Annotated in this window: 18 protein-coding genes, 1 tRNA gene and 2 pseudogenes; 11 read left to right on the top strand and 10 right to left on the bottom strand. The window is 62.5% G+C overall.

Annotated features, from left to right (window positions below; genetic code table 11):
- Positions 1 to 16: 16 nt before the first annotated feature.
- The gene (gene ftsZ, locus SINAR_RS0120710; RefSeq protein ID WP_028000839.1) at positions 17 to 1,054 is read left to right on the top strand and encodes a cell division protein FtsZ; all 1,038 of its coding nucleotides are present in this window, start codon (positions 17 to 19) and stop codon (positions 1,052 to 1,054) included.
- 78 nt (positions 1,055 to 1,132) lie between these two features.
- On the opposite strand, the gene SINAR_RS0120705 is transcribed toward ftsZ, so the two are convergent.
- From SINAR_RS0120705 to SINAR_RS0120695, 3 genes are all read right to left on the bottom strand, one after another.
- Positions 1,133 to 3,064, bottom strand: coding sequence for an alpha/beta hydrolase domain-containing protein (locus tag SINAR_RS0120705; protein ID WP_028000838.1), 1,932 nt, complete (start codon positions 3,062 to 3,064; stop codon positions 1,133 to 1,135).
- Between the two features lie 334 nt (positions 3,065 to 3,398).
- A complete protein-coding gene (locus tag SINAR_RS0120700; RefSeq protein WP_028000837.1) occupies positions 3,399 to 5,168 on the bottom strand; it encodes an adenylate/guanylate cyclase domain-containing protein in 1,770 nt (589 codons plus the stop codon).
- A gap of 178 nt (positions 5,169 to 5,346) precedes the next feature.
- Positions 5,347 to 6,678: a PQQ-dependent sugar dehydrogenase gene (locus SINAR_RS0120695; RefSeq protein ID WP_028000836.1), complete on the bottom strand. Its 1,332-nt coding sequence runs from the start codon at positions 6,676 to 6,678 to the stop codon at positions 5,347 to 5,349.
- 276 nt (positions 6,679 to 6,954) lie between these two features.
- Between SINAR_RS0120695 and SINAR_RS0120690 the strand changes: the two genes are divergently transcribed.
- The 9 genes from SINAR_RS0120690 (at position 6,955) to SINAR_RS0120645 (ending at position 17,057) form a co-directional block, all read left to right on the top strand.
- Positions 6,955 to 8,094 (top strand): TRAP transporter substrate-binding protein, encoded by a 1,140-nt coding sequence (locus tag SINAR_RS0120690; RefSeq protein ID WP_028000835.1) that lies wholly within the window; start codon positions 6,955 to 6,957, stop codon positions 8,092 to 8,094.
- A gap of 39 nt (positions 8,095 to 8,133) precedes the next feature.
- Positions 8,134 to 8,835 carry a TRAP transporter small permease subunit gene (locus SINAR_RS0120685; RefSeq protein WP_028000834.1) on the top strand — a complete coding sequence of 234 codons (702 nt, stop codon included), beginning with the start codon at positions 8,134 to 8,136 and terminating at the stop codon, positions 8,833 to 8,835.
- A complete protein-coding gene (locus SINAR_RS0120680) occupies positions 8,832 to 10,571 on the top strand; it encodes a TRAP transporter large permease (protein WP_028000833.1) in 1,740 nt (579 codons plus the stop codon). Before SINAR_RS0120685 ends, SINAR_RS0120680 begins: the two co-directional genes overlap by 4 nt.
- Positions 10,572 to 11,116: 545 nt before the next feature.
- Positions 11,117 to 12,451: a TadE/TadG family type IV pilus assembly protein gene (locus SINAR_RS0120675; RefSeq protein ID WP_028000832.1), complete on the top strand. Its 1,335-nt coding sequence runs from the start codon at positions 11,117 to 11,119 to the stop codon at positions 12,449 to 12,451.
- 865 nt (positions 12,452 to 13,316) lie between these two features.
- A complete protein-coding gene (locus SINAR_RS0120665; RefSeq protein WP_028000830.1) occupies positions 13,317 to 13,760 on the top strand; it encodes an NlpC/P60 family protein in 444 nt (147 codons plus the stop codon).
- A 147-nt stretch (positions 13,761 to 13,907) separates the two neighbouring features.
- On the top strand, positions 13,908 to 15,014 hold the full coding sequence (locus SINAR_RS0120660) for an endonuclease/exonuclease/phosphatase family protein (protein ID WP_028000829.1): 1,107 nt from the start codon (positions 13,908 to 13,910) through the stop codon (positions 15,012 to 15,014).
- Between the two features lie 2 nt (positions 15,015 to 15,016).
- Complete coding sequence (locus tag SINAR_RS0120655) at positions 15,017 to 15,763, top strand: NUDIX hydrolase (RefSeq protein ID WP_028000828.1); 747 nt, start codon at positions 15,017 to 15,019, stop codon at positions 15,761 to 15,763.
- A gap of 174 nt (positions 15,764 to 15,937) precedes the next feature.
- Positions 15,938 to 16,855, top strand: coding sequence for a PhzF family phenazine biosynthesis protein (locus SINAR_RS0120650; RefSeq protein WP_028000827.1), 918 nt, complete (start codon positions 15,938 to 15,940; stop codon positions 16,853 to 16,855).
- Positions 16,856 to 16,981: 126 nt separating this feature from the next.
- A tRNA-Lys gene (locus tag SINAR_RS0120645) sits at positions 16,982 to 17,057 on the top strand.
- A gap of 123 nt (positions 17,058 to 17,180) precedes the next feature.
- Here SINAR_RS0120645 and SINAR_RS1000000138330 read toward each other — a convergent pair.
- Positions 17,181 to 17,356: pseudogene (locus tag SINAR_RS1000000138330) on the bottom strand (type II toxin-antitoxin system HicB family antitoxin); the annotation flags it as partial.
- Positions 17,357 to 17,611: 255 nt separating this feature from the next.
- Here SINAR_RS1000000138330 and SINAR_RS0120640 point away from each other — a divergent pair.
- Positions 17,612 to 18,514 (top strand): glycosyltransferase family 2 protein, encoded by a 903-nt coding sequence (locus SINAR_RS0120640; protein ID WP_028000826.1) that lies wholly within the window; start codon positions 17,612 to 17,614, stop codon positions 18,512 to 18,514.
- A 12-nt stretch (positions 18,515 to 18,526) separates the two neighbouring features.
- Here the strand turns inward: SINAR_RS0120640 and SINAR_RS0120635 are convergent, their stop codons facing one another.
- The 6 genes and pseudogenes from SINAR_RS0120635 to SINAR_RS1000000137875 all read right to left on the bottom strand — a co-directional run.
- On the bottom strand, positions 18,527 to 19,837 hold the full coding sequence (locus SINAR_RS0120635; RefSeq protein ID WP_028000825.1) for an HlyD family type I secretion periplasmic adaptor subunit: 1,311 nt from the start codon (positions 19,835 to 19,837) through the stop codon (positions 18,527 to 18,529).
- Positions 19,824 to 21,674, bottom strand: coding sequence for a type I secretion system permease/ATPase (locus SINAR_RS0120630; protein ID WP_028000824.1), 1,851 nt, complete (start codon positions 21,672 to 21,674; stop codon positions 19,824 to 19,826). Before SINAR_RS0120630 ends, SINAR_RS0120635 begins: the two co-directional genes overlap by 14 nt.
- Before the next feature lie 21 nt (positions 21,675 to 21,695).
- Positions 21,696 to 22,505, bottom strand: coding sequence for a hemolysin (locus tag SINAR_RS0120625; RefSeq protein WP_028000823.1), 810 nt, complete (start codon positions 22,503 to 22,505; stop codon positions 21,696 to 21,698).
- 275 nt (positions 22,506 to 22,780) lie between these two features.
- Complete coding sequence (locus SINAR_RS0120620; RefSeq protein WP_028000822.1) at positions 22,781 to 25,429, bottom strand: TonB-dependent receptor; 2,649 nt, start codon at positions 25,427 to 25,429, stop codon at positions 22,781 to 22,783.
- 121 nt (positions 25,430 to 25,550) lie between these two features.
- Positions 25,551 to 26,294 carry a FecR family protein gene (locus SINAR_RS0120615; protein ID WP_234710658.1) on the bottom strand — a complete coding sequence of 248 codons (744 nt, stop codon included), beginning with the start codon at positions 26,292 to 26,294 and terminating at the stop codon, positions 25,551 to 25,553.
- Between the two features lie 72 nt (positions 26,295 to 26,366).
- Positions 26,367 to 26,513 (bottom strand): annotated as a pseudogene (locus SINAR_RS1000000137875) (FecR/PupR family sigma factor regulator); the annotation flags it as partial.
- Positions 26,514 to 26,515: the final 2 nt, after the last annotated feature.

Raw genomic sequence — 26,515 nt, 5'->3', positions numbered from 1 at the left:
CCCAAGGAGAAGAACCATGACGGAATACAAGAAGCCGATCATTACCGAGATGCGCCCGAAGATCACGGTCATCGGCGTCGGCGGCGGCGGCGGAAACGCGATCAACAACATGATCGCCGAAAACCTGCAGGGCGTCGATTTCATCGCCGCAAACACGGATGCGCAGGCGCTGGCGACTTCGAAGGCGGAGCGGCGGATCCAACTGGGCGCCGCCATCACCGAGGGCCTCGGCGCCGGTTCGGTGCCGGATATCGGCAACGCGGCCGCGCAGGAATCGATCGACGAGATCATGGATCACCTCGGCGGCACGCATATGTGCTTCGTCACGGCAGGCATGGGCGGCGGCACGGGTACTGGAGCGGCGCCGGTGATCGCGGAAGCGGCTCGGCGGGCTGGCATCCTGACCGTTGCGGTCGTCACCAAGCCCTTCAGCTTCGAGGGGCAGCGGCGCATGCAGACGGCCGAACTCGGCATCGAGCGGCTGCGCGAGAGTGCCGACACGGTCATCGTCATTCCTAACCAGAACCTATTTCGCATCGCCGATGCCAAGACCACCTTCGCCGACGCGTTCATGATTGCCGATCGGGTCCTCTATTCCGGCGTCAGCTGCATCACCGACCTGATCGTCAAAGAGGGATTGATGAATCTCGACTTCGCCGACGTCAAGACGGTGATGAAGGGCATGGGACGCGCCATGATGGGCACGGGCGAAGCGACCGGCGAGAACCGCGCAATGATGGCGGCGGAAGCGGCGATCGCCAACCCGCTGCTCGACGAGGTCTCGATGCGCGGTGCCAAGGGCGTGCTCGTATCGATTTCCGGCGGCATGGACATGACGCTTTTCGAGGTAGACGAGGCGGCGACCCGCATCCGCGAGGAAGTTTACGACGAGGCCGACATCGTCGTCGGCGCGATCTTCGACCGGAGCCTCGACGGCACTTTCCGCGTGTCCGTCGTCGCGACCGGCCTCGACAGCAACCGCGGCACTCAGACGGCGGCACCAGAGGCCATGAACGGTCAGGCGGCCGAAGTGCCGACGCGGACCCTGCAGTAGGAACAGGGCGACCCGCGGCGCGTCATCCCTGTGACAAGCACAGGAACGACGGCCAGACGGATATCCCTCGGAAGGGCTCTATTCATTCATCGCGTCTATGTCCTCCTGGGCCCTGTCGAGGACATAGCCGACATCTTCGGGAAGCATGAAGCCGTCGGCGACGAGCGCTTCCGAAGCGGCCTTGACCGCAGCGATATAGGCTTTGCCATCGGGATAGCGCTCGCTGAGGGACTTGCGGCTGTCGGTATCGCTGGGTTGCTTCGGGAAGGGGATGAAGGTGCCCGTCAGACTGCAAAGCTCGCCCTTTCCGAAGCCCTCCTTGCGGAGGTTCCAGCCGGTATAGGTTCCGAGCGGTGCCTTCACGAAGGGCATGCTGACACCTCCGAGCGGATTGCCGTCCGCATCGATCGCCGGCAGGTACACCGGGTAGGCCTTTCCGCGTGCCGGCGGCTGCGAGGCATAATCCATCACCCGGAGTTCGTTGAAGACCGGACGAGCGATTTCGCCGCCGATTCTCGGCAGCTTCAGGTCTTCGAGGCGCACGAGCGTTCCGTCGGTCAGGCTGGGATAACGGCTGGCAGGTGGCGCTTTGTTCTCGGAAACCCAGTCCGCCAGCGCGACGTACAGCGCCCGCATGACCGGTGCGGCGCTCAGCGGATTCGTCGGATAGGTGCATGCCGCCTCGTCTTTCGACTGTGCCGACCAACCGTTGAAGTGCGGCGCCCCGGCTACGAAATAAAGCCGCACATTATCGGGCATCTCCAGCGGCTTTCCATCCGGCGACGTCGTTACAAGCGAGGCGCGAGCCTGCCAGAACTCCGTCGACGTGTCGGTGTGCATGATCTTCGGGCAGGTCTCGGTGGAAGAGCAGGCAGTCAGTATGCTTCCACTCTTGCCGCTCAGCTGATCGGAGGTCTCCGCATAGGTGAATGGGAATTGATCGCCCGGATAGTCGTGATCCTCGTGCTGGCGCGAATACCGGCCCGGCTGGGCGAAGCGGAAGTTGGTGAATGTCTTGCGCGAGCCGGCGATATGCGGAATGGCTCCGTCGAAGACCTTGTTGCCTTTTTCGTCGGCGTTGAAGCCATGATAGATGAGATCGCGGAGGAAGCGTCCGGATTGCGAAATCCCCATGCCGATGGTGTATTTCACCCCGTCGAGCGGATTTTGCGCGTTATGGCCTTCATTGCCTCGGAGGAAGGAGATCAAGTCGCTCGTGGCGACGAAGGCCAGGCCGGCGGGGACCGCGTCCTTCGCAGGATAGATGAATTCGTAGATCGCTCCGGCGTCCATGCCGGGGGGCCGGGTGATTTCGATTTCGGTCGCGTTCAGATATCTGAAGCTCAAGCCCTCTATCTGTTGCGGCTTGTCGGCCTCCTTGGCACGTACCGTCAGCGTCGCCCTGGACGGATCGAGGTCCTGCGCCGGGTAGGTCAGCGCCGCGGCGCTGACGCTGCCGGGCTCGTCGAAGATGAACTGCTCCCGCGACTGGCCTGAGAGACCGCTGAGAATGGGAAGGTCGAGGTTGAGAAGGTCGTCGGCAAGACCTGTTTGCCATCCGCTCCAGACGACGGTATCGCCGCGATTCATGAGAAACCCGTCGCCGGCATCGGTCGCGGCGGACGGAACGCCGGTAGATGCAGCGCGATTGAGAAGCATGAAGCTGAGGTTCTTGCCGCGATTAGGCACTTCGTAGAAGAGAACGGGCGAACGCTGCGCCACACTCATGGGCCGCAGGATCGAAACCTCGGTGCTGAATTCGATTTCGCCCGACGCGTTCACCGGCGCCTTGTCGATGTCGACGATATTGGCAACACGCGGCGACTTCGGGTCGACGGCAAAGGTTGCGATCGCATCGATCCGTTCATAGACCCCGGCATTGCCGAAGACCTTACCTTCAAAGGCTGGTCCCGAGGCCTTGATCTCAAAGCCGGTCACACGGGCCAGTGCGCCGCTGGACAGCAGAGTTGCAGACACCATGGCCGATGCGAAGGCCAAACGTTTCAACATGTGATCTCCTCCTTTTGATTACCACCGGACGCACGTCCGCTCCTTGCCGATTTCCGGCCTCCGTGCCGAGCTCTGGTATAATGAGTTACCCATCTTGCGTACAACGTCAAGATTTATGTATACAAGAACGGGACGTCGCAATTTTTACGGGGTGAGCGGATTGCCGGCGCCACGCTCCGGGTGGTTTCTCTCCCCGATGGAGAGTTGTCGCGCGAGTGACGGATAGTTGGGGGCGCCGCTTATCCCTTCGCCCCGCCTGCGACGAAGCAGCCGGCAGCCGGCAGCCGGCAGGCGGCAGGCGGATGCGGGCAAATCATTCCGCAGCGGCTGGATATCAGTCGGGCAGACCGGCGCGGCGCAGATCGCCTACGAAGCGGTCGATGAACTCCTCGGGCATAGCCGGCGCGCTACCGAAGTAGAATTCAGCGCGCGCCTTTTGCGCGGTCATGTCCGGCCGCCGACGAAGAAGGCTCGCGACGGCCGCGCTGGCTTCGTCGGTCCGCCCCTCGGCGCCGAGGGTGGCCGCCAGCACCATTGCCGGCCAGAAGGTGGCGTTCTCCTGGCGCAGGGAGGCGCGTGCCGCTTCGGCGGCTTGCGCGAAGCGACCCGATTGGTAGTGGGCGATGGCCACCATGTTGTAGAAGGTCCACAGATGCGGATCGCGGGGGCTCAGCCGGAATGCCTCGTTGATGGCGGCAATACCGTCCTCCGGGCGGCCGACATAGCAAAGCGCCTGCCCGAGGGCGAAGTGGCCCTGGGCGAAGCTTGCGTCGAGCCTCAGCGCATTGCGCAGGTGATCGATACCGCGCTGCGGCTGGCCACCGAGCGCCCGTGCCCGGCCGAGCGCCAGATGTGCAGCCGGCTCGCGATCGTCGAGCGCGATGGCACGTTCGGCAAGCGCCGTCGCGTCGGTGATCCGCTCGGCCCGCTCTTCCAGAGGCCCATACCAGCCGAGCTGTATATGGACATAAGCCAGCCGCGCGTGGGCCTGCGCAAAGGCAGGCTCGAGATCGATCGCGCGCTCCAGGAGCTCTTTGGAGATCCTCAGGTCCTCCAGATTGAACTTGTATAAATGCCACAGCCCCTTGAGATAGATGTTCCAGGCATCCATGTCCGTTGCGGTATGGCCGCGCAGCGCGGCGAATTCGATGAATCCGAGTTCCGGCTGTATGGTGCCGGTGATCTGTCCCGCGATCTCATCCTGCAGCACGAAAACGTCGTCCAGCATTCGGTCGTAGCGTTCTGCCCAGAGCAGCATGCCGGTTTCGCCGCTCAGCAACTGCGCCGTGATGCGGATGCGGTTCGCCGAACGCCGTATGCTGCCCTCGAGCACATATTTGACACCCAGGTCTGCCGCCACCCTCCTTACGTCCACCGCCATCCCTTTGAAAGTGAAGGAGGAGTTGCGGGCGACGACGCGCAGCCAGCGGCACCGGGCAAGCGTGGCGATCAATTCCTCGGTAAAACCGTCGGAGAAATGTTCCTGTTCGTCGACGCTCGAAAGATTGACGAAGGGCAGGACGGCAATCGACGGGCGCTTCTTACCGAGCAGGGGGTCGGTTTGCGCCGGCGCCGGCGGCGCTTCCCCCGCCACGGTGCCCGGCTGCCAGCACCAGGCGCGCAGGGGAGCGGGAAGACCGGCAAATGTTCTGCAGCCGGCGTCGATCAAGGGGAAATCCACTTTCAAGCCGACCTGATCATAGACCTGCTGCGACACGCAGACGCCGCCGGGCGGCGCCATCTCCTGCAGGTGCCCGGCGACGGCAATGCCTTCGCCATGGATGTCGCCATCGTCAGCGACGATGTCACCGAGATGGACGCCGACGCGCAATTCCAGGCGTTGCGCTTCCGCGCTTCGCGCGTGGTCGTGCATCGTCCGCTGGATCGCAACCGCGCAGGCGACGGCGTCGAGAACGCTTGCGAATTCCGCGAGCGTCCCGTCACCCGCCTGCTTGACGATCCGTCCGCCATGGACCGCGACCAGGGGCAGAATGAAGGCGTCACGGCACTGCTTGACCGCCCGGTGGGTGCCGGCTTCATCCAGCCCCATCAGCCGGCTGTAGCCGACGACGTCTGCGTCCATGATCGCTGCCAGCCGCCTCATGCCGTCTATCTCCCGGCGATGTCGTAAGCCAATCCGGTCAGTTGAATGTGTCTGGGCGGTATTCGGTGCGCGCTTCCGGTCCGTGCAAGAAAAACAAGGCGCGAACGCCAAGAAAAAAGCGCATTGCCCTCGCCCGAGCGGGGAGAGTAGCAATGGCAGAGCAGCGAGTCTATCGGAGCTATCTTCGGCTGACGCGCCAGATGACGTTGCCGACATCGTCGGCAACGAGCAGAGCGCCGCGCTTGTCGATCGCCACGCCGACCGGCCGGCCCATTGCCTTGCCGTCCCGGCTGACAAAGCCGGCGAGAACGTCTCTCGGCGGACCGCTCGGCTTGCCGTTCCTGAACGGGACGAAGATAACCTTGTAGCCGCTATGCACGCTACGGTTCCAGGAGCCGTGCTGGCCCACGAAGGCACCGTTGGCATAGGCACGCCCGAGCGATGCGCCTTGGGAGAATGCCAGCCCCAGCGAAGCGGTGTGCGAACCCAGAGCGTAGTCGGGCTTCACGGCCTTCGCCACGAGGTCCGGGCGCGGCGGCTTGACGCGCGCGTCGACATTCTGGCCAAAATAGCTGTAGGGCCAGCCATAGAACGCACCGTCCCGGACGGAGGTCATGTAGTCAGGAACGAGATCGTCGCCGAGTTCGTCGCGTTCGTTGACGGCGACCCAAAGTTCGCCGCTTTCCGGGTTCCAGGAGAGACCATTGGGATTGCGCAGGCCCGAGGCGAAGACCCGGGTGCGGCGGCTTGCCCTGTCCACTTCCAGGACGGCGGCGCGATATCTTTCGGCGGCCATGCCGTTTTCCCCGACATTGCTGTTGGAACCCACGGTGACATAGAGCTTTCGTCCGTCCGGACTCGCGATCACGTCCTTCGTCCAATGATGATTGAGGCTTCCCGCCGGCAGGTCGACGATCTTTTCGGGTTTGGTTACGCGAGTCTGGCCATTGGAGTAGCGGAACGCGACGAGCGCGTCGGTATTGGCGACGTAGAGCGTGCCCCTGGACAGCGTCATTCCGAAAGGCGAATTGAGGCCTTCAGCAAAGGTCCTGCGAATGTCGGCGATACCATCGCCGTCGGTATCGCGCAGGAGCGCGATGCGGTTGGCGCTGGTCGTCGCGGCACCCGCTCGCTTCATTGCCTGTTTCATGAAGATCTTCTTGAGGCTGAATCCTTCATCGTGCTTTGCCGGTGCGTTGGTTTCGGCCACCAGCACGTCGCCGTTCGGCAACACGTGCAGCCAGCGCGGGTGATCGAGGCCGGTCGCGAAGGCATTCACCTTCAATCCCTCTGCCGGCTTCGGCGCGGCGCCCTGCGCCCAGCCCTTCGCGTCGGCGATGTTGACGGTCGGGATCACCGTGGGGCGCGGTTTCGGCAAGGTCGGGTTCGGGCCATAGCCGATATTGCCCGTCCTGCGCGCCGTCTGTTGCGCCGAAACTCCGGCGCAACCGGCCATAAGCGCAGCGGCCATGGTGATGACGATCAGTTTTCGCGGAACGACGGTATTCATCCTATGCCCTCCCGGAGAGATCGGCGGTTCTCGCCGTAAGACGGAACACCGCCTCATACTATTCCCTTCCTCTTCCAATCGGCAGCGCCCCCGGCGCGTTTCCTGCAATCTTTGCGAGGGGCCGCATTCGGGAGTATTCTCGTTGCAGCAAGAAGAAAATCGGGGCGCAGCGCGTCTCCAGACGATGCTTGTGCCTCTTCAGCCATTGTGAATGCCCGCGAGAGAATCCGCTCCCATCGACGGGAGGCAGCTCGCGCGCAGTTTCGGGAGGAGAGTATGAAACATACAGCCGAGAGCGGAGGGACATCGCGCCGCAAATTTCTGCGCGGCGCAGCCGTGGCCGGGGCGGCCATGGCTGTAGCACCGAGCATCGTCAAGGCACAGGGACCCGTCAGCATGCGCTGGCAAAGCACCTGGCCGTCGAAGGATATCTTCCACGAGTTCGCGCTCGACTTTGCAAAGAAGGTCAACGACATGACCGGTGGAGACCTCAAAATAGAGGTGCTTCCGGCCGGTGCCGTGGTGCCGGCTTTCGGACTTCTCGACGCGGTCTCTGAAGGAACGCTCGATGGCGGCCACGGCGTGATGGTCTATCACTACGGCAAGCAGACCGCACTGGCGCTGTGGGGATCGGGACCAGGCTTCGCCATGGACGCCAACATGATGTTGGCCTGGCACAAGTATGGCGGCGGCAGGGACCTGCTCGCAAAACTCTACGAGTCGATCGGCGCCAATGTCGTATCGTTCCCCTACGGACCCATGCCGACGCAGCCGCTGGGCTGGTTCAAGAAGCCCGTCGCCAAGGCGGAGGATCTAAGAGGGCTGAAATTCCGCACCGTCGGGATCTCGATCGATGTGTTCACCGGGCTCGGCGCGGCCGTCAACGCCTTGCCGGGCGGCGAGATCGTCGCGGCGCTCGATCGCGGACTTCTCGACGCGGCGGAGTTCAACAATGCCTCGTCCGATCGCGTGCTCGGCTTTCCCGACGTCTCCAAGGTCTGCATGCTGCAGGGCTATCATCAGAATGCCGAGACCTTCGAGATACTGTTCAACAAGGCGAAATTCGACGGCCTGCCGGAACAGATGAAAGCAATCATAACAAATGCCGTGGACGCGGCGTCGGCTGACATGGCCTGGAAGGCGATCGATCGTTACTCCAAGGACTATCGAGAGATGCAGACTGCCGACCAGGTCAAGTTCTACAAGACGCCAGAGGCGATCCTCAGGCGGCAGCTCGAGGTCTATGACGAGGTGGTGAAAAAGAAATCGGCGGAGAACCCGGTGTTCAAAGAGGTTCTGCAGTCGCAGATCGCCTTTGCAGAACGCGCCACGCGATGGGAGCAGGATACGGTCGTGAACCGGCGGATGGCCTTCGACCACTATTTCGGGCGAGACGGGGTCGCCAAGTCGCTCTGACCTCAGCCCGATGCCGCGCATGACCGGCACAGGCCGGTGATGCGCGGTGACGGCACGGCCATCCGGGGAGTGCGCGTGAACGTTCAGCATCTGCTCATCAGGATCGACGCCATCAGCGTCTGGACCGGCAAGGCGGCCGCATGGCTGATCATCGGCCTGATGGTGCTGGTGTGCGGCGAAGTCTTCAAGCGTTACATCCTGAACATGCCGACCGCATGGATCTTCGACGCCAGCAACATGCTCTACGGCAGCCTCTTCATGCTGGCGGGGGCCTATGCGCTGGCGCAGAACGCGCATGTGCGCGGCGATTTCATCTACAGTTCGTTGAGGCCGCGCACTCAGGCGGCGCTCGACCTCATCCTTTACATCTTCTTCTTCCTGCCCGGCATCGCGGCCTTGATTTATGCAGGTTACGACTATGCCGCGTTGTCGTGGCGGATCGGCGAGCACTCGACAGTCACGGCAGAAGGGCCGCCGATTTATTACTTCAAGACGGTTATTCCGATCGCGGGCGCGCTGGTCATTCTTCAGGGCCTGGCGGAGATCCTGCGCTGCATCCTCTGTCTGAGAACCGGGGCGTGGCCAGCCCGGCTGAAGGACGTCGAAGAGATCGATGTCGTGGCCGAGCAGCTGGCCCATAGCGAGCATATCGACGAGGAGACGCGCGAGGCAGCCATCGAACGCGCGCAGGACATCGACAGGGCGGCCCGGCAGCGCGGGCTCGGAGGGGGAGAGCCGTGACCGAACCATTCCTTGGCTTGACAATGCTGGCCCTCATCGTGGTCGTGATCATGATGGGATTTCCGACGGCTTTCACCCTGATGGGTCTCGGCATGCTGTTCGGCTTCTACGCCTTCTACAATCCGGCGGAGCCCTGGATCGATAACCGGGTCTTCGATCTCATGGTCCAACGCACCTATGGTGCCATGACCAACGACGTGCTGATCTCCATCCCGCTTTTCGTGCTGATGGGTTACGTCATGGAGCGGGGCGCGCTGGTAGACAAGATGTTCTACAGCGTCCAGCTGTCGTTCCGGCGCGTTCCAGCATCGCTTGCCGTTACAACTCTTATCGTCTGCACTTTCTGGGGCATTGCGAGCGGCCTGGTCGGCGCCGTCGTGGTGCTGATGGGCGTGATCGCCATGAACCCGATGCTGCGGGCTGGTTACGATGTCAGGCTTGCCTCTGGCGTCATCACCGCCGGGGGTACTCTGGGCATCCTGATTCCGCCCTCGGTGATGATCATCGTCTATGCTGCGGTGGCCGGGCAGTCGGTGGTCAAGCTTTATGCGGCGACGATGTTTCCCGGCTTCTTTCTGTCGCTTCTCTATCTGGCCTATGTTCTCGGTTGGGCGATGCTCAATCCGAAAATCGCGCCGAGCCTGCCCGAGGAACAGACGCGCGTTCCGGTGCCGTCATGGATGAGGCGCCTCGCAGAGGTCTATTCACCCAACATGCTCGCCGGGCTCCTTGCCGCTCTGGTCTCACCGTCACGCGCAGCCGCGATCGAGGTGGGCGAGGGACGGCTCACCTATTGGAAACTCGTCAAGAACGTTGCAGCGGCACTCGTTCCATTTCTGCTGACCGCGTCCACGCTCGGGCTCCTCTGGTGGTATGTCGTCATTCATCAGCAAGCCGCCGCAACGGAAACACCGGAGGGACTGGAAGAGCTCGGCGCACCGGTTGCGGATGCCGGGCCCGCGACGACTGGCGGCCCTGCGGCGAGCTTCTACGTCTGGTTCGGCCTCGCCGCCGCGGTCGCCGCCTTGTCGCTCCTGCGTTACTATCGCAATATGACTGCCGAACGGCTGCAGGTGGTGAAGCTCCTCGTTTCCTCAGTCATGCCGCTCGCAATCCTGACGGTGGTGGTGCTCGGGGTGATCCTGTTCGGCATAACCACTGCAACGGAATCCGCCGCAGTCGGCGCGGCCGGTGCGTTCCTGCTGGCGCTCCAGGCGCGGACCCTCGACTGGCAGCGCACCAAGGAAGCGGTGTTCCTGACCGCGAAGACGACCGCCATGGTCTGCTGGCTCTTCGTCGGTTCGGCGCTTTTCTCCGCCGTTTTCGCGATCCTCGGCGGACAGGCGCTGGTGGAGCAATGGGTGCTCGCACTCGATCTCACGCCGATGCAATTCATGATCCTGTCGCAGGCCATCATCTTCATACTCGGCTGGCCGCTCGAGTGGACCGAGATCATCATCATCTTCGTGCCGATCTTCCTGCCGATGCTCCACCATTTCGACATTGACCCGATCCTCTGGGGCGTGCTCGTCTTCGTAAATCTGCAGGCTGCTTTCCTGTCGCCGCCAGTTGCTATGTCGGCCTACTATCTCAAGGGCGTGTCGCCGCCGCAGGTGACCCTCAGCCAAATCTTCGCGGGCATGATGCCCTACATGCTGATCGTCATCCTCTGCATGATCATGATGTATATCTGGCCAGGCATGACGCTCTGGCTGCCGGAATATCTCTACGGCTGACGCCTCGCTCGCTGCGACGGCGCCGATATACCAAGAAACAGGGCCTGCCGTCAGCGAGCAGGCCCGATAGATTGCGGCGAAAATTATCAATCTCGATATTCAGCGGCAGCAATATCAGCCTGGATGCTAAACGCTTCGGGCATATCGATCACTCTCCGCCCGGGGGCCGCCGCGGGCCCAACCGGGTACACGTTCTCAATCAGATTCCACTACAGAGCGACCTCTGACCTAAATTGCTACTGAAATCATTTCCCTGATTGCCCCACCATTTTTGACGCGATTGAGGGTCTTGGTCCAGTAACTTTTCAGGGCGATTTGTAACCAAGTACGATCGATTCTTGCGCAAGAGGCGGCTGAAGAGGGCGACAGCCCAAGGCCTTCAGAGCTGTCGCGACGGAGCGCGTCGATCGCCGTGCCCGCAGCGCGACGGAACTGGAGAAAGGCGGCGCATTTCTAAAGATTTCATAAAAAACGGCCAGGTTTGCTAACGTTTTTAAAATTAGTTAATGCTTATGTGTTGCGGTGGAGCTGCTGAGGGGAAGGTTATGAGGGCCGCGACGTTCCGCCTGCATCTGAAAAGATTGATGCGCGAAAGGGACGGCAACTTCGCCGTTCTTGGCGCTATCGCATTCGTGCCGATCATCGGCGCCGCTGCTCTGGCGATCGACTTCGCCGGGGCTTACTTCGAAGCGGAGAAGATCCAGAGCGCCCTCGATGCAGCCGCGCTCGGCTCGGTACGGGCCTATGGCGAGGGTGCCACCGAAGACGGCGCCTATGATGCGGCACAAAAGTTTTTCTGGAGCAACTACGCGCTGCCGCAGGAGAGCGTCGTCGACGCGTTGGCCGTCGCCACGGAGCCGTCCACGCAGGCCTTGACCGTGAAATTTACGCGCGGCGTGAACGAAGATACCGCCACCGCCGAGTTCGTGCTGAACCACAAGCCGCTCTTTCTCGAGCGCTTGCCGCTGCAGATCCGGCGCCTAGCGGTTGCCGCGCGCGCATCCGGCGCGGAGGCCTGCATTCTTGCGCTTCACAAGACGGCAGACCGCGCATTCGAGGTCAGCGGCAGCGCGATTGCCGACCTGACGGGGTGTGCGGTCCTTTCGAATTCGAACGACGATCAGTCGGTTTATATCGGCGGCTCAGGCAAGCTCAAAGCCGAATGTCTCTACGCGGCGGGGCGCATCTACAGCTCGCCGCTAGCGATACAGCTCGCCTGCGAGGCGGCCGTCGAAGGATCGCCGCGCATACCCGACCCGTTCGCGAGCAAAGTGCTCCCCAAGCCTTCGGGATGGACGGATCTTTCCGGCTGCGGCCAAGCCTTCGTCGCCGGAGGCGGCGGCAATGGCGATTGCAACGGCACTGGCAAGACCCCGAAAAATGCCGACGGCCATGTGGTGACGCTAAAACCCGGAACTTACGGGGGGCTGGACCTGAAAGGCGCCGTCACACTCCAGCCGGGCAATTACATCATCGATGGAGGTCGGCTGGAACTCGGCAGCCAGACGGTCGTAAGCGGCCAGGGCGTCACCTTCTTTCTGATGAACGGTGCCGCGCTCAGGATCAACGGCGGCGCCACCTTCAATATCTCACCTCCGCTGGCGGGTAACTGGGCCGGCTTCTCGATCGTCGCACAGCACGGCAACACCGCGTCGGCCGTCATCAACGGCAACAGCAAATCCTCGCTGACGGGGATCGTATATCTCCCCGACGCCGCCGAGCTCCAATATGCGGGCAATGGGACGACCAGCGGCGAGTGCATCAGATTGATCGCACAGGAGATCACCCTGATCGGCAACAGTACCTTCAAGATGGATTGCAGCAAGGAGCTTGCAAATACCCATTTCAATTATCCGGGCGCTATTCGATTGGTGCGCTAATTCATCTCTTTGAGCCACGCGCTTCCGAGCGAAAAAAGCGCCACGCAGCTCTTTTGGAAGCGCTCCGGACCGGCCAGAACGGCCGTCGCCCGAGCTGACGCTCAGGTGCCGCAGCGGCGAAGCTGACCGTAGGGATGCCGGACCGAACAGCTACCGCCGACCGGCGAAAACGCGCCATTTCCGGGTTACAATAGCGAATCGGCAAAGAAATTGGCGCCATTTGCGCAATAGAAGCGGCCTTTGCCACAATTTCGCTTCACCTAGCCGGCAGATTTTCGCCGCTAACCACCGGCTGGCAGGGGAATTCCAAGCTCTCGCAAAGCGACCGCCATCAGGTTGGGGCACGGCCATTGCAAATTGCGGGCCGGCTGCAACACCGGACCGAAAATCCATATTCGATTTTCGGTGACGGCTATTTGCAGCCTCAAAGCGCTAGAGAGTCCTTTGTGCTTTGTGACGAAGGCGTGGTGCAGCCTTAACGGTTGCCGGCACGGCAGCGCCCATGAGCGGGCCGCGCAGCGATTCAGGTATGCCTTGGCGCCCTGAACGGGCGCTGGGTACCGCCGCTTGCCGCACGCCTCGGTCAAGGACGCTCTAGCCCTTTGATTCCGGAGCATTTCCTCTTCGAACGGGACGCATTCCCGTTCGCGGAGCGGCTCGACGTGCGCGATGCGCGCCGGCGGAAGGGGCGAACTTGTTGCGATGGACGGAGGCGAAGAGGCAGGCGAGGGCCGGCATGAGGCCGTCCGCGCCGGCTGCATGTCGTCGGATCGCAGCCGATCCAAAAACATGCAGCAAATCCAGGTGCTACAGCGACTTTTACGCGTCCGGCAGGACGCGGGGACGCTGTAAGGGAGACCAACTCATGAAGGTTGTCGCGCTTCTGACTGCAGCATTTCTAGCGTTTACGTCACCAGATACCGCATCGGCGGGAATGCTGACCCAAGCGCAGCAATATGCCGGGTTGCACGAGGTGAAAAACAACAAGCGCCTTCGCGCCGCACTCGGAATCAATCCGGCCCGTACGCCCTGGTGCGGCCATTTCATGGGGATGGTTGCCCGAAAGGCGGGCCGGGAGCCGCCGAAAAGCTACGGTATCGCCCGCTCGTGGCTGCGGTTCGGCGCGCCGGTCAAGCTTTCCTACGCGCGCCCCGGCGACGTCGTCGTCGTCCGGGCCGGACGGAGCTACCACGTCGGCATCCTGTCGCAACTGTCCAAATCGACCGCACGTCTCATCGGGGGCAACCAGTCGGGCCGCGTGCAGCTATCCTATTTCAGCCGGGCCCAGGTGGTGGCCGTAAGAAGGTAGCAGGCACAGTCCGCGCGGGCGCGCCGCAACTCTCACATGAGAGGACCGCGGGTTGCGTGCCTTACCCGAGGGCCGCCTAACCTGCAGCTTTACACCTTTGCTCGTCCCGCTCTAATGTCCGCGGCAATTCAATGTGGAATTGCCCTGATGTCGCTTCGCCTTGCCACCTTCAATATCGAAAATCTCCTGAGCCGCTTCGATTTCTCCGGCTTCCGCAACCAGCTCAAGCAGGATCGGGTGCTGCGGCTCTTCGACGTCCGCAGCGAGGCGGAATATCAGCGCCTGGAAGAGGCGCGCACAATTGCGCATACGGACGATACCCGGCAGATGTCGGCGCTGGCGATCGCCGATTGCGACGCCGATATTCTCTGCCTGCAGGAGACCGACAGCATGGCAGCGCTGCAGGCTTTCGAATATGGATATCTGTTCCGCATGGCCGGAAACGGTTACCGCCAGAAATACCTGATCGAGGGAAACGACACCCGCGGAATCGATGTCGCGGTGCTGATGCGGGAGGAGACGCGCGACGGCCAGAAGATCGAGTGCCTGGAGGTCAAGAGCCATGCAGCGCTCACCTATGCGGATCTCGACCTTTTCAACGACGAACTGGCACTTACCAATCGGCCCCGCGACCGCATCTTCAAACGCGACTGCCTTGAGGTGGACGTGATGATCGGAGGGAGGCCGTTGACACTCTATGTGGTGCATCTCAAGTCCATGGGGCCGGCGCGCGACGGTCTTGACGGCCGCCAGGCGACGATGGCCGTGCGCATCGCCGAGGCGAAGGCCGTGCGTCATATCATCGAAGGCCGCTTCGGCCGCGGACATACGGCCGGCAAAGTCTTCGCCATTTGTGGCGACATGAATGACTATCAGGAGAAGGTGAACGTAGAGGGCGACCGGCGCAACGGCTACGAGTTCGTGCCGACTTCGGAGGCGACGAGCGCACTGGACGTCCTCAGCCACGATGGTTTCGTCGAAAATCCGATGCTGCGACGGCCGGCCCTCGATCGCTGGACGCTTTTCCACAGCAGGGGACCGGAAGAACGCCATCTCTGCCAGCTCGACTATATCTGGCTGTCGCCGGAGCTGGCGCGGCGCAATGCGACCCGCGTGCCGGAGATCATCCGCGCCGGTCAGCCCTATCGCACGATCTTTCCTGCGGGCCAGGAGGTCGAGCGTTATCCACGCACCGGTTGGGACCGGCCGAAAGCCTCCGACCATTGCCCTGTCGTAATGACCCTGGACATATAATAATGACACTCGAAACCGACCGTTCGCAGTGGCCCGCCGCAGGGACGATCTTTGCGGTCTCGGAAATCGACATAGAGGTTGCGGCCGAGCCGCACCCGTTTCACCTGGCAGAGGCGGAGCGGGCGCGAGAAAGCTGGCAGCGCGAAATCGCAGCGAACCCGCATCTCTTCGACGGGAGGATGGTATTGCAGCGATCGGTTCGCATAACCGATGGGCGCATCAGCGCGCGCGGTCATATCGTTCCCTATTCGACCTTCCTCTGGTGGCGGAAAACGAGGGCGCCGGGAGCGAGCCACATCTTCGGCATGCCGATGCTCGTTTCCTCGGACGGCGCCCTGATCGCGATTCGCATGGGTGCACACACGGCCAATCCCGGCCGCGTCTATAGTCCCGGAGGCTCGCTTGAGCCGGAGGATATCTTTGACGGGCGCTGCGATATCGCTCGCAATATTGCGCGCGAAGTCATGGAGGAGACCGGCATTTCGCTTTCCGAGACGACCGCGGAACCCGGCTGGCACGCCATCCACATGGATGGCACCCTCACCGTTTTTCGCGTTTTCCGACTGGCAGCCACGGCGGAGGAAGTCATTGCGCGCGTGGCGGCGCATGTTGCTGCCGATCCCCATCCCGAGATCGACGAAGCGGTGGCGATCCGAGAGGCGGAGCCGACCGCACATGATTATCCGGAGTTCATTCCACCCATACTCGAATGGCTTTTTGCGCGTATCCGCAGGCAACAGATGGCGTGACGGAACGCTGCAAGCGGCTTTTTGCCTTGCCGACGGGGCGTTGGCGTTGCAAGGTCGCGAGCGGCGCGGCACCGCCAGAGTCTGCACCCGACTCTGGGGCGTCGTCAGCGGGGTTCCGCGATGCAGCGTATCCGGACCCGATCCACAGCGACCCGGACCGATAAGGGGAAATGTATGGCACGGCGCTACGCGATCTACGATGTCTTCACCGAGAGGCGTCTGGCTGGTAATCCTCTGGCAGTGGTGTTCGAGGCCGAGGGGCTGACCGACGAAGCGATGCAGGCGATCGCCCAGGAGTTCAACCTTTCCGAAACGGTCTTCATCCTGCGACCCGACAGTGCTGCCCACTCCGCTCGCCTTCGGATATTCACGCCGGCCCACGAACTGCCCTTTGCCGGACACCCGACGGTCGGGGCGGCCGTGGCGATTGCGGAAGCAAGCTACGGTGAGGTCGGCAGTGCGCTCGAGCTGATGCAGGTGCTGGAAGAGGAAGTAGGGCCGGTCCGCGCTGCCGTCCGGCTGAAGCCGGGGGCTGCGACCTTCGCCGAATTCGATTTGCCGCGCAAACCGAGCCGGCTTCACGCGCAGTTCGACCGGCAGGAGATCGCCGACGCACTTGCACTCAAGACGACGCAGGTCGGCTTTGAAAATCACGTGCCTTCCTTCTGGAGTGCTGGCGTTCCATTTGTCATGGTACCCCTGCACGACGTGGGCGCGGCGGCTTCGGTCGAATTCGATCCGCAGCGCTGGGAACATCTGGCGCCGCTTGCCGAGGGCCGGCTCGCCGCGGCCTATCTCTACTGCCGCGGCGGAATCAACCACAGGGCGCGCTTCCATGCCCGGATGTTCGCCCCGGGCATGGGGCTGGTGGAGGACCCGGCGACCGGCTCGGCCGCGGCCGCTCTTTCGGGCGCCATCAATTTTTTCGACGGCCTGGTCGACGGCCATCATCCCATGCTGATCGAGCAGGGCGTGGAAATGGGCCGCCCGTCCTTCATACACCTGCATCTTGATATAGCGGAGGGCAAAATCGCGAGCGCGCGGATAGGCGGCCATGCGGTAAAAGTTGCCGAAGGGGAGTTGGTGGCCTGAAGCGCGGCACGAGGGACGCGCGAATGCACCGGCTGAAATTTTTGCAGAAAACTTGCAAAGGGCGCTGGACAAGCCCGGCGAACGCCATTATACGCCCCACCAGACCGCAGCGAAGCGGTTCCGGTCGGGTGATTAGCTCAGTTGGTAGAGCAGCTGACTCTTAATCAGCGGGTCCACGGTTCGAGCCCGTGATCACCCACCATTTTTCTCCTCCTCTCAAAGATCCGTTAATGGCTTGCCGAATGTACGGCATGGAGGGTCGTTCTAAACTTTTGAAACGGCGCATTCCCGGACGGAGACCGTCACGCTTTTTCCTGGAAAAGCCCTAAGCCGACAAGCGGGACTCAGGATAAGGGACGCAGCCGGCACTTGCCCGTTCGATCTCGTGCTTGGCAGCGCGAGCAAGAAATCCAGAGCGCGTAACGCCGTGGGCTTCGGTGGAGGCATCTTCTGCTTCAGGACATCTTCGGGAAGCGTAACATTCACTCGAATGGCTCTTTTTTTTGCTAGCGCATCGGCCGGAAGTCCTGCCGCGGCAAGTGCCACAGATTGCAGCGGAGTTGAATTCTCGCGGCGATGCCGGTAAACGCATCCTCCTGCAGCGGCCGATCGGAGCGAACCTTGAAAGATCTTCACTATCCCTTTCGCCAAGCTGAGAATGAGCGGGGTCGGAGAGGGATATTCGATCGCGTACTTACCCGCTACGAGACCTACAAGCTCACGGCGCGTATCCGCAAGCGGAGACGGTCGATCGAGATGTCATGCCTGATCGAGGGCGGCCAGAGGCCACTCGGCAAGAGCGACATTCCGCTCGTGTTCAATACGCATAACGACCGCAAGTTGCTGCCGTCATTTCTGAGCCACTACAGAAGGCTCGGCGTTACCCGCTTCATCTGCGTCGATGACGTATCGTCGGACGGGACGCGGGAATATCTGCTTGCGCAGGAGGATGTGGACCTTTGGAGTTCGCCGGTGCGGTATCGCGATGCCCGCAGGGGGCGCGAATGGCGTGAAGCTCTGTTCGAGCGCTATGGCTGGGACCGGTGGTATCTCAATGTCGATTCCGACGAGTTCCTGATTTACGAGGACTGCGAGAACCGGCCGCTCGGTGCTCTTCTGCAGGCGCTGGAGAGCAAAGGGGAGAAGCGCCTCGCAGCCCCCATGCTCGACATGTATCCGATCGGTCGGCTCGGAGCTGCCACGCTCGACGGCGATGGCCTCATGCCGTGGGAAATCGCCGACCATTTCGACGGCTCCGGATACGAGATCAGCTATACGAAGCGGGCGATCAGCATCACGGGCGGCCCGCGGAAGCGCAAGTTCGACCATCTGCTCGAACTCATCAAATATCCTGTGATCTTCTGGGACGGGAATTGCAGCCTCGGCGTCAGCATCCACCAGCCGCTGCCCTGCGAAAGGAATTTCCCCGCCGTCTCCGGCGTATTGCTGCACTTCAAGTTCTTCTCCGACTATAAAGACAAGATCGAGCAGGCAGTCGCCGACGGGCAGTATTTCGATGCTGCGGCCGTCTACCGCAAGATGCTGGACAATCTTCAGGAGGCCGGCGAGTTCGACTTTTCCGATGCATGCTCGACGCGGTTCTCCGGATCGGCGCAGCTGCTCGAACTCGGGTTCATCGCGCCGATCGGCTATCCGTAGAGCAATCGCGTCCTATTCCTCACGAAATGCCCGACTGATCTGGTCCGACAGGGGTTTGACCAGATAGGAAAGCGCCGTTCGTTGCCCCGTTTGGATGAAGGCCTCGGCCGGCATGCCCGGAAGAGGCTCAAGGGAACCCAGCCGCGAGAGTTCGGCGCCGGACAGGGCGACGCGAACGACGTAGTAGGAGAGGCCGCTTCGGGGGTCTTCGGTAAGATCGGCGGCGATGCGGGATACCGACCCGCCGAGCTCGGGCGTCGTTCGCTGATTGAAGGCCGACAACCGCAGGACGACGGCCTGACCGAGCTGGATCTGGTCGATGTCCTGCGGCCGTATGCGCGCTTCGATCGCCAGCCTGTCGCTGTCGGGCCCGATGGACATGACGACATCGGCCGGCGAGATCACGCCACCAACCGTATGGACGTCGAGCTGATGCACGATGCCGCTCTGCGGGGCGAGCATATCGATGCGTTTCAGCTGATCCTCAGCGGCGATCTTGCGTTCGGTGAACTCGCCGAGCTGTGCCTGCACTTCCCGCAACTCCCGGCCGACCTCCGTCTTGAGATCCTCGTCGATCTGCAGGATCTGCAATTTCGTCTCGGCAATCCGGCCCGCCGCCTGGGCCTGCTGAGCGATTTTCTCGCCGCGCAGGCCCTCGAAGGTTGCCGCCCTCGTTTCCAGCTCGTTCAATCGCTGCACCGATACGATGCCTCTCTGATGCAGGCTCCGCAGAGACGCGATTTCACCTTCGAGTATCGAAAGACCCCGTTCATGAGCCTGCTGCTGGGCCTTGAGGCCGGCGATTTCATGCTCGAGCTGGGCGATACGTTCGAGCAGCTGCGATCTGCGCCCCTCCCGCGACCGCCTGCGGTATTCGAAGAGCTTGCGCTCGCTGTCAATGGCGGAGGCGACGGCCATTTCCCCCGCTCGGGCCGTCAGGTCCGCCGGAAATTCCAGATCGGCGCGGTCGTCCCTTTCCGCCTCCAGACGCGCGAGGCGCGCCATGAGTTCGTCCATGCGCTTCGTCACGATGCCGAGGTTCGCCCTGGTCTGCGTCGGATCCAGACGCATCAGGACCTGGCCCGCCTCGACCTTGTCACCTTCCTCCACCAGGATCTCACCAACGACGCCGCCGGTCGGGTGCTGGACTTTCTTGACATGGGAGTCGACGACGAAGTGGCCCGACGCAACGAGGGCCCCCGCCAATTGCGTCGTCGCTGCCCAGGCGCCGGCAGTTGCCAACAGTGCCAGACCGACGCACATGCCGACAGCGAGGTGCCGGCGGACGGATCGGGTAACGGCTTCGGCTTCATTGCTTGACATCGATGTTCTCCGCTTCGACCGCCTCTGACATCGTTGGCTCGTTGCCGGTACTCGTAACCACCTTGAGCGGTGCGAGGGCTCTTCCCGAAACCGAGAAGGAGCGGACTGCCGCAGGAGGTGCGCCGGCCTCGCGAACCGGCAGCTTGAGCACCTGGGAGAGGACCTCGTCCTTCGGGCCGAATGCCTTGACCTGGCCGTTATCGACGACGAGGACCAGGTCCGCCGCGCCGATGGCGCTCGGCCGATGGGCCACCACCACCGCAATGCCTCCCCGGCGTCTCACCGACAGGATCGCGTCGATGACCGCTTTCTCGCCTTCCGCATCGAGATTGGCGTTGGGCTCGTCCAGCACCACCAGGAAGGGATCGTTGTAGAGCGCCCGGGCAAGACCGATACGCTGGCGCTGTCCGGCGGAAAGAGCCGAGCCGGCCTCGCCGATGCGCGTCTCATACCCATGTTCGAACGTCACGATGAGATCGTGAACGCCCGCAGCCTGCGCCGCCTTGACGATGGCCGTCGGGTCGGGACTGTTTTCGAAGCGGGATATGTTCTCCGCGATCGTCCCGTCGAAGAGTTCGACGCCTTGCGGAAGATAGCCGATGTGCCGGCCGAGTTCTTCACGGTCCCATTGCTCGTAGCCGGCGCCGTCAAGCCGCACCTTGCCGCCGGCCGGCTGCCAGGCGCCGACCAGCGCGCGGGTGATCGTCGACTTTCCGGAGCCGCTTGGCCCGATGATGCCGACGGCTCCCCCGGCCGGGACGGAAAAGCTTACGCCGGCCACCGTCGGCTTTCCGCCTGAGCCGGGCGGAATGACGGTGAGACCCTCCACGGTCAGCGTCGATTTCGGGGCGGGAAGGGGCATTGGCGGCCGTGCGGGCGGGATGAGCTGCAGCAGGTTCCGGAGCCGTTCCCAGCTCTGTCGCGCCATCAGGAAAGGCTTCCAGGAGCCGATGGCGAGGTCGACGGGAGCGAGGGCCCTTCCCATCATGATCGAGCTTGCCACCATGACGCCCGCGGATACCTGCTGGCCGATGACGAGCCATGCGCCGACGCCGAGGATTGCCGATTGCAGGATCATCCGCAGCATCCTCGACACGGAACCGAAGGCACCGGCTACGTCGGCCGCACGACGATTCGCCCCGAGGTACAGATGATTTGCAGACTGCCAGCGTTCCTGCAGGCGCATCTCAAGGCCGAGGGCCCGTACGGTTTCGGCATTGCGGCGGGCAGCTTCCATAAAAGCGTTGCGGTCGGTGCCGTAGCGGGTCGCGTCTCTGGTCGGCTGCACTGAGAAACGATCGGTCAGCAAGGTCATTGCCGCGAGAACGAGCGCCCCGACCAACGCCGTCATCCCGATCCAGAAATGGAAAAGGAAGCATATTCCGAGGTAGACCGGCATCCAGGGCAGGTCGAAGAAAGCCGTCGGGCCGGGACCGGCCAGGAAGCCCCTGACATTGTCCAGGTCGCGAAGCGGCTGCAGCCCGTCGCCGGGCATGCGCGTTTCGAGCGGCAGGCGAAGGATGGCGCTGTGCACGTGTCCCGAAAGCCGATGGTCGACGCTTTCTCCGATCCGGAGCAGGAGCCGCGAGCGCACGACTTCCAGCAGCGCCTGGAAGCCGTACATGAGGGTGGCGAGCCCGGCGAGCCCGACGAGGGTCGGGAGGCTGCGGCTTGCCAGGACCCGGTCGTAGACCTGCAGCATGAACAAGGGAGAGGTCAGCGCCAGCAGGTTTACAATGCCGCTGATGATTGCTAGCCCGGTGAAGGCTGTCCTGGCTGCCGGGATCACCGCCGCAGCTTCAAGCTGCGGCGGCGTCCGTTTGGATTTTCCAAACATGCCGATTTCGAGTCCGCGGGATCAAGCGACGAATTCGAAGTTGCCGGCGACCAGGGCAGTCTTGGTCACGCCGTTCAAGGTGATGTCGCCGAGCGAGCCGAGGTTGATGACCGTGTTGGCGCCGACCTGCGTCGAGGCCGCATAGACCTCGGCGAAGCTGTCGAAGGCCGTGCTCTGCAGCGCGAGGCGGACGATGTCGCCATTGGTGCCGGCGGTGAAGCCGCTGACGACGTCCTTGCCGATCGTCGACAACAGCGCACCGTCGATGTCCCGGTCGAAGACGAAGCGGTCGCGGCCGGCACCGCCGTTCAGCGTGTCGTTGCCGTCGAAGCTATAGAGCCAATCATTGCCGGAGGTGCCGTTCTGGACCGTCCCGACCTCTCCGAGGTAGTCGAAAAGGCCGGCCTGCTGTTTTCCGCTTTGCGAGGTGACTCCCGTGAAGTTCGCCAGCGGGTCCGAGTCGACGTTGCTGTTGTGGGTTAGCGAATAGATCGCGCCGGTGAAGGTTTTGGACGGGCTCGCGCCGCCGAGATCGATGCTCAGCTGCGTCGACGCCATCTCGAAGCCGGACGAAGACTCACTGAGGCTCCTGCCGAATTCGAGGCTGTCGACGGTACCCGTGAATCCGGCAGGGATGATATAGGAGAAATTGCCTTCGAGAATGACGCCGGAATTCGTGCCGCCGTCGACATTGCCGCCTGCCCACTCGTCGTAAGGCGGAATCGTCGAGTCGAACTGCCCGTTGCCCTCGTAGTTCAGATTGTTGGACCAAGCCTTAAAGTAGTTGAGGAGGTTGGCGCTTGCGGCTGTCAGATTGATGGTTGCAACCATGGTGAGTTTTCCTTGGTTTTGAACGATGGCCGCAGGTTGATCCTGCGACAGTGTGCTGTGAGCAATTGTCCCATGTCTTGTCGCCCGAAGTGGCTTTTCGTTTTGATTGAACCGGAGCGAGAAGCGCTCCGGTCGTCGTTACGCAGAGCGAAGCGAATGCCCCTCATCCCGCTGCCGCGACCTTCGTTCACGGTGAGAAGGGATAAGTCTCAGGCCCGCCACTCCCCTGGAGCGTTGCCGGACGGAACCGTGCCATCCGCTTCACTCGAACCACTTTAGAACTTGAAGTTCAGGGCGACCGTCGCGGTCCGTCCCGGCGCCGGATAGTAGAAGGCACCCAGGGCCGGTGCATATTGCTCATCGGTTATGTTGTTGATGGCGAAGCGCAGTTTGGCGCTTTCCGAGAAGCTGTAGGAGCCGTAGATATCGAAGACCTTGTAGCCCGCGGTGTTGAAAAGGCCCGCCAACTGACCGACGGTGGGCTTTGAATCGCCGACATAGGTCGCGCGTCCGCCGAGAACCAGCTTCCGCTCGAACAGGCGGATGCCGGCATCGAGCGTGAATTTGTTCTCGGGTGGGACGAACAGAACCGACGGCACCGGCGTGTTGCCGCTCGCGGCAAGCGAGCTCCCGGTCGGCCCGGAGTAACTGTAGGAGTCGGCGTAATCGGTTTTCAGGTAGGTATACGAGGCGCCGACATAGGCGCTTCCCATGTCGTAGTTCGCCTCGATCTCGACCCCGTTCATCCTGGTATCGCCGTCGAGATTGACGTGCTGGAAGAGGTTTTTGTCGAAGGTGGCGAAGTAACCATTTCCAAGCGTGATATACTCCTGAACGGTCCTGTCGAAGTAGACGGTCTTGAGGCGCAGGCTGTCGTCGGCCGTTAACAGTCCGTCCCGTGCGATATTGATCCCGAGCTCCCATGTCCGGCCCCGTTCCGGCTTGAGGTACGGGTTGGGGATATAGGTGGCGATGGCATCACCGGGATGACCGCCCGAGGTCAGCGCTTCCATGACGGATGGCGGCCGGTAGGTATGCGCATAGGTAACGAAGGGCTGAATTCCTTCGAAGGGCACGACGGCGATCCGCGCCGACGGAAGAAGCGCGCCGCCTGACTTGTCGATATCGACTCGTTCCAAGACCGCTTCACCGCCGCCATAAACGGGGTCTTCGTCGTAATAGGCGCACTCACCGTCGTCATAAAAATAGCCGCACACTCCAGGAACCACAATATAGCGTGGCGTCCTCCCTCCGACTTCCGTGAATCCCTTCAGGCGGTATCGGTCGTACCGGAGGCCCGCACCGATCTCCAGCCAATCGTCGTGCTCCAGGGTGGCGTTGAGAAACGCGCTTGTCATCGACCGGCGGCCGACCGGATTCAATCCCTTGTAACCGTAGGCTTCGTCGAAGCCGTTCTCATCGACGAGAGGCGGCGTGGTCGTCTTGCCGTCGTCGGAATAGGCCTCGCCGCCGTAATTCAGCGAGAGGTCGCCCAGAGCCGTTTCGAAGCGGCTCGTATTGTCGAGGCTGCCGCCGAAGCTCGTCATCGCATAGGTGATCGGAAGCCTCGGGGTATAATCGCGCAGTTCGTCATTGACCAACCGGTTGTACCAGAGGCGCCCCTTGAGGTCGATCAGTTCGCTGTCGGGATCCCATTCGAAGGATGAGCTGACGGTGTTGTTGAGATAGTTCTGCGGGTCGTCGCGCAGGTCGCCGAAGACGAGTCCGCCCTGTATCGCCTCGGAGTCGTTGCGAAGCCAGCTGAGGTCGAAGGTGAAGTCGTCCGACGGCGACCCCTCGACTTTCACGAGCGTGCCGAAGGTTTCCAGACGCGAGAACAGGAAGGCATCGTCGACGGCGGTCGTGACTGCGAGATCGAGCAGCGGGGCTTTGCCGTTCTGGCCGAATTCATAGTCGCCGACACGCTTGCGGCTGATCCCGCCGAGAACGGAGAAGTCCTCCGAGAACCTGGCGGCACCGATCAGAGAGCCGTTGAAATAATAGGCATTGGTGCCGGTCTCGGCGTTAAGCTCGGCGCCCCAGTCCCGGTCCGGCTTTATGATGTCGTCCGCCGTAACCGTGCGGAAATTCACCAAGCCGCCCAGCGAGCCTGCGCCGCCGACGCCGGCGACCGCGCCTTTCTCGACCTCCACCGACCGAAGGAAGGCCGTGTCCACATAGACGCGTTGGCTGGCGCCGTGCCCGCCGCGCTGGAAATCCTGCCGCGCGCCGTCGATCATGGTGGTGACCCGGTTCTGATCCTGGAGGCCGCGCACATTGATGGCGATGCCGGGGTTCTGCGCTTCCGAACGGTTGCTGGTGACGCCGGCAACCGTGTCGAGCACGTCGTTGGCGTTGCGCGCCGCCCGGCTCTGCACCGCCTCACGCGAAACGACGCTGACGGAAGCCGGTTCCTTGTAGACCCAGTCGGGCGTCCCCTGAAAGCCGGCGCCCGAATTGGCGTTTCGCCCGGTCTTGCCGGTCACGACAATCCGCCTGAGAACGGTCGCGCCTTCCTCTGCGCCGGCTCCGGTCTCCTGCGCGGTGCCGATGACCGCCGCGCGATTAGCCGTGAACAGATAGTGCACTCCCGTGCCGTCCAGCAGCTGCGCCAGCGCCTGCTCCGGAGTCATGCTTCCGCGCACCGCTCGCGTCGTAATGTTCGGTGCCGCAGCCGATGCGGCCTGGCTGATCTGGATGCCGGACTGGCGGTTGAAAAGGGCGAGCGCCGAAGCCAAAGGCTGCGACGGGATATCGAAATTCCGGACCGCTTGCGACTGCTCCGGCCCGGCAGCGATGACCTGGGCAGCCGTTTGCGGCGCAGTGCAGATCACGGCGATCGCCGCCGAGGTTGAAAGAAGGAAACCGCGAAGGTGCCTGGTGGTGAAGTTTCTGTCGCGCTTCGGCGCTGCCCCATATGCCATGATATGCCCAATCTTCTGCTTGTCACAGGCACCGCCCCCGGTGCCCTCGACCAGATAGACAAAGCGGCAGATCGGTTTTTTCACGGGGACATGGAAAAAACCTGAAAATAGATGTCATGTTTTAGAAGCGAGAGATGACGCGGGCGAAGCTCGAGATTTTCCTGACCTTGCCTCCATAAGGGTCGACCAGAGCGCCGAGCGCCTCGTCCGGCGCCGTGAGGTCGTAGATGCCCGTTACCCGCTGCCCGCCGAGGACGGGATCCGGCAGGGATATCCAGGCTGGATGGTAGCGTCGTATCCGTTCCACGACGGAGGAGATGGTGGCATCCACGACATGAAGGCGTCCGTGCCGCCAGGCGCCGATAGACGCCGTGTCGATGTCGGAGGTCGTCATATCCTGCGTATCGCGGTCGAAGATGAGCATTTTTCCGGGGGTAAGACGCCGCTCGGCGTGCGCCTCCTGCCCGGACGGAGAGGCCGTGACCAGTCCCCGCTCAAGACTTACCCGGGTGCTTTCGCTGTCGATCATGACGTCGAATGCGGTGCCGAGAACTTCTATATCGAGGCCGCCGGCATCCACGACGAATGGGCGCGCGGGATCGTGCGTCACATCGAAGTAAGCTTCGCCCTGAAGCAGTCTGAGGCTGCGTCGGCTCTGACCGAAGTCCATGGCGATCGCGCTCCCGGGCGCCAGAGTCACTGTGCTGCCGTCCTCAATTTCGAGGGAGCGAGTCTCCGCGGTCCCCGTGCGGTAATCCGATTGCAAGACGATCAGCAAGCCGGGAACCCACGCGACGAGAAGACAGATGACCATCGCACAAGCTGCGGTCGCCAGGGCCGCTCGGCCGCCGCGCCGGGCGGTCATAGAGCTGTCCGTCGAGGGCTTTTCCCCCGCGGCTCGCGACGCTCCGGCGGACAACCAGATCCGACAGGTCTTCTCCCATTCTCGCCTGTGGTCTCGGGAAGTGGCGACCCATCGTTCAAAATGCAAACGGATGTCGGGGTCATCGGGCGCTTCGCGAATGCGAATGAGCCAGTCCGTCGCCTCTTTCGAGAGCTCCGCTGCGTTGTCGTCAGGCGTCATGG

Source organism: Sinorhizobium arboris LMG 14919, assembly GCF_000427465.1.
In the GTDB taxonomy this organism is placed as follows: domain Bacteria; phylum Pseudomonadota; class Alphaproteobacteria; order Rhizobiales; family Rhizobiaceae; genus Sinorhizobium; species Sinorhizobium arboris.
The sequence above is the reverse complement of the archived record's forward strand: the minus strand, read 5'-3'. Positions and strand labels throughout refer to the sequence as shown.

What these genes read in the sequence shown, in the direction of transcription:
- ftsZ (WP_028000839.1), top strand. Translation starts at nt 17, where the DNA reads ATGACGGAATACAAGAAGCCGATCATTACCGAGATGCGCCCGAAGATC.
- SINAR_RS0120705 (WP_028000838.1), bottom strand. Translation starts at nt 3,064, where the DNA reads ATGTTGAAACGTTTGGCCTTCGCATCGGCCATGGTGTCTGCAACTCTG.
- SINAR_RS0120700 (WP_028000837.1), bottom strand. Translation starts at nt 5,168, where the DNA reads ATGAGGCGGCTGGCAGCGATCATGGACGCAGACGTCGTCGGCTACAGC.
- SINAR_RS0120695 (WP_028000836.1), bottom strand. Translation starts at nt 6,678, where the DNA reads ATGAATACCGTCGTTCCGCGAAAACTGATCGTCATCACCATGGCCGCT.
- SINAR_RS0120690 (WP_028000835.1), top strand. Translation starts at nt 6,955, where the DNA reads ATGAAACATACAGCCGAGAGCGGAGGGACATCGCGCCGCAAATTTCTG.
- SINAR_RS0120685 (WP_028000834.1), top strand. Translation starts at nt 8,134, where the DNA reads ATGCGCGGTGACGGCACGGCCATCCGGGGAGTGCGCGTGAACGTTCAG.
- SINAR_RS0120675 (WP_028000832.1), top strand. Translation starts at nt 11,117, where the DNA reads ATGAGGGCCGCGACGTTCCGCCTGCATCTGAAAAGATTGATGCGCGAA.
- SINAR_RS0120665 (WP_028000830.1), top strand. Translation starts at nt 13,317, where the DNA reads ATGAAGGTTGTCGCGCTTCTGACTGCAGCATTTCTAGCGTTTACGTCA.
- SINAR_RS0120660 (WP_028000829.1), top strand. Translation starts at nt 13,908, where the DNA reads ATGTCGCTTCGCCTTGCCACCTTCAATATCGAAAATCTCCTGAGCCGC.
- SINAR_RS0120655 (WP_028000828.1), top strand. Translation starts at nt 15,017, where the DNA reads ATGACACTCGAAACCGACCGTTCGCAGTGGCCCGCCGCAGGGACGATC.
- SINAR_RS0120650 (WP_028000827.1), top strand. Translation starts at nt 15,938, where the DNA reads ATGGCACGGCGCTACGCGATCTACGATGTCTTCACCGAGAGGCGTCTG.
- SINAR_RS0120640 (WP_028000826.1), top strand. Translation starts at nt 17,612, where the DNA reads ATGTCATGCCTGATCGAGGGCGGCCAGAGGCCACTCGGCAAGAGCGAC.
- SINAR_RS0120635 (WP_028000825.1), bottom strand. Translation starts at nt 19,837, where the DNA reads ATGTCAAGCAATGAAGCCGAAGCCGTTACCCGATCCGTCCGCCGGCAC.
- SINAR_RS0120630 (WP_028000824.1), bottom strand. Translation starts at nt 21,674, where the DNA reads ATGTTTGGAAAATCCAAACGGACGCCGCCGCAGCTTGAAGCTGCGGCG.
- SINAR_RS0120625 (WP_028000823.1), bottom strand. Translation starts at nt 22,505, where the DNA reads ATGGTTGCAACCATCAATCTGACAGCCGCAAGCGCCAACCTCCTCAAC.
- SINAR_RS0120620 (WP_028000822.1), bottom strand. Translation starts at nt 25,429, where the DNA reads ATGGCATATGGGGCAGCGCCGAAGCGCGACAGAAACTTCACCACCAGG.
- SINAR_RS0120615 (WP_234710658.1), bottom strand. Translation starts at nt 26,294, where the DNA reads ATGACCGCCCGGCGCGGCGGCCGAGCGGCCCTGGCGACCGCAGCTTGT.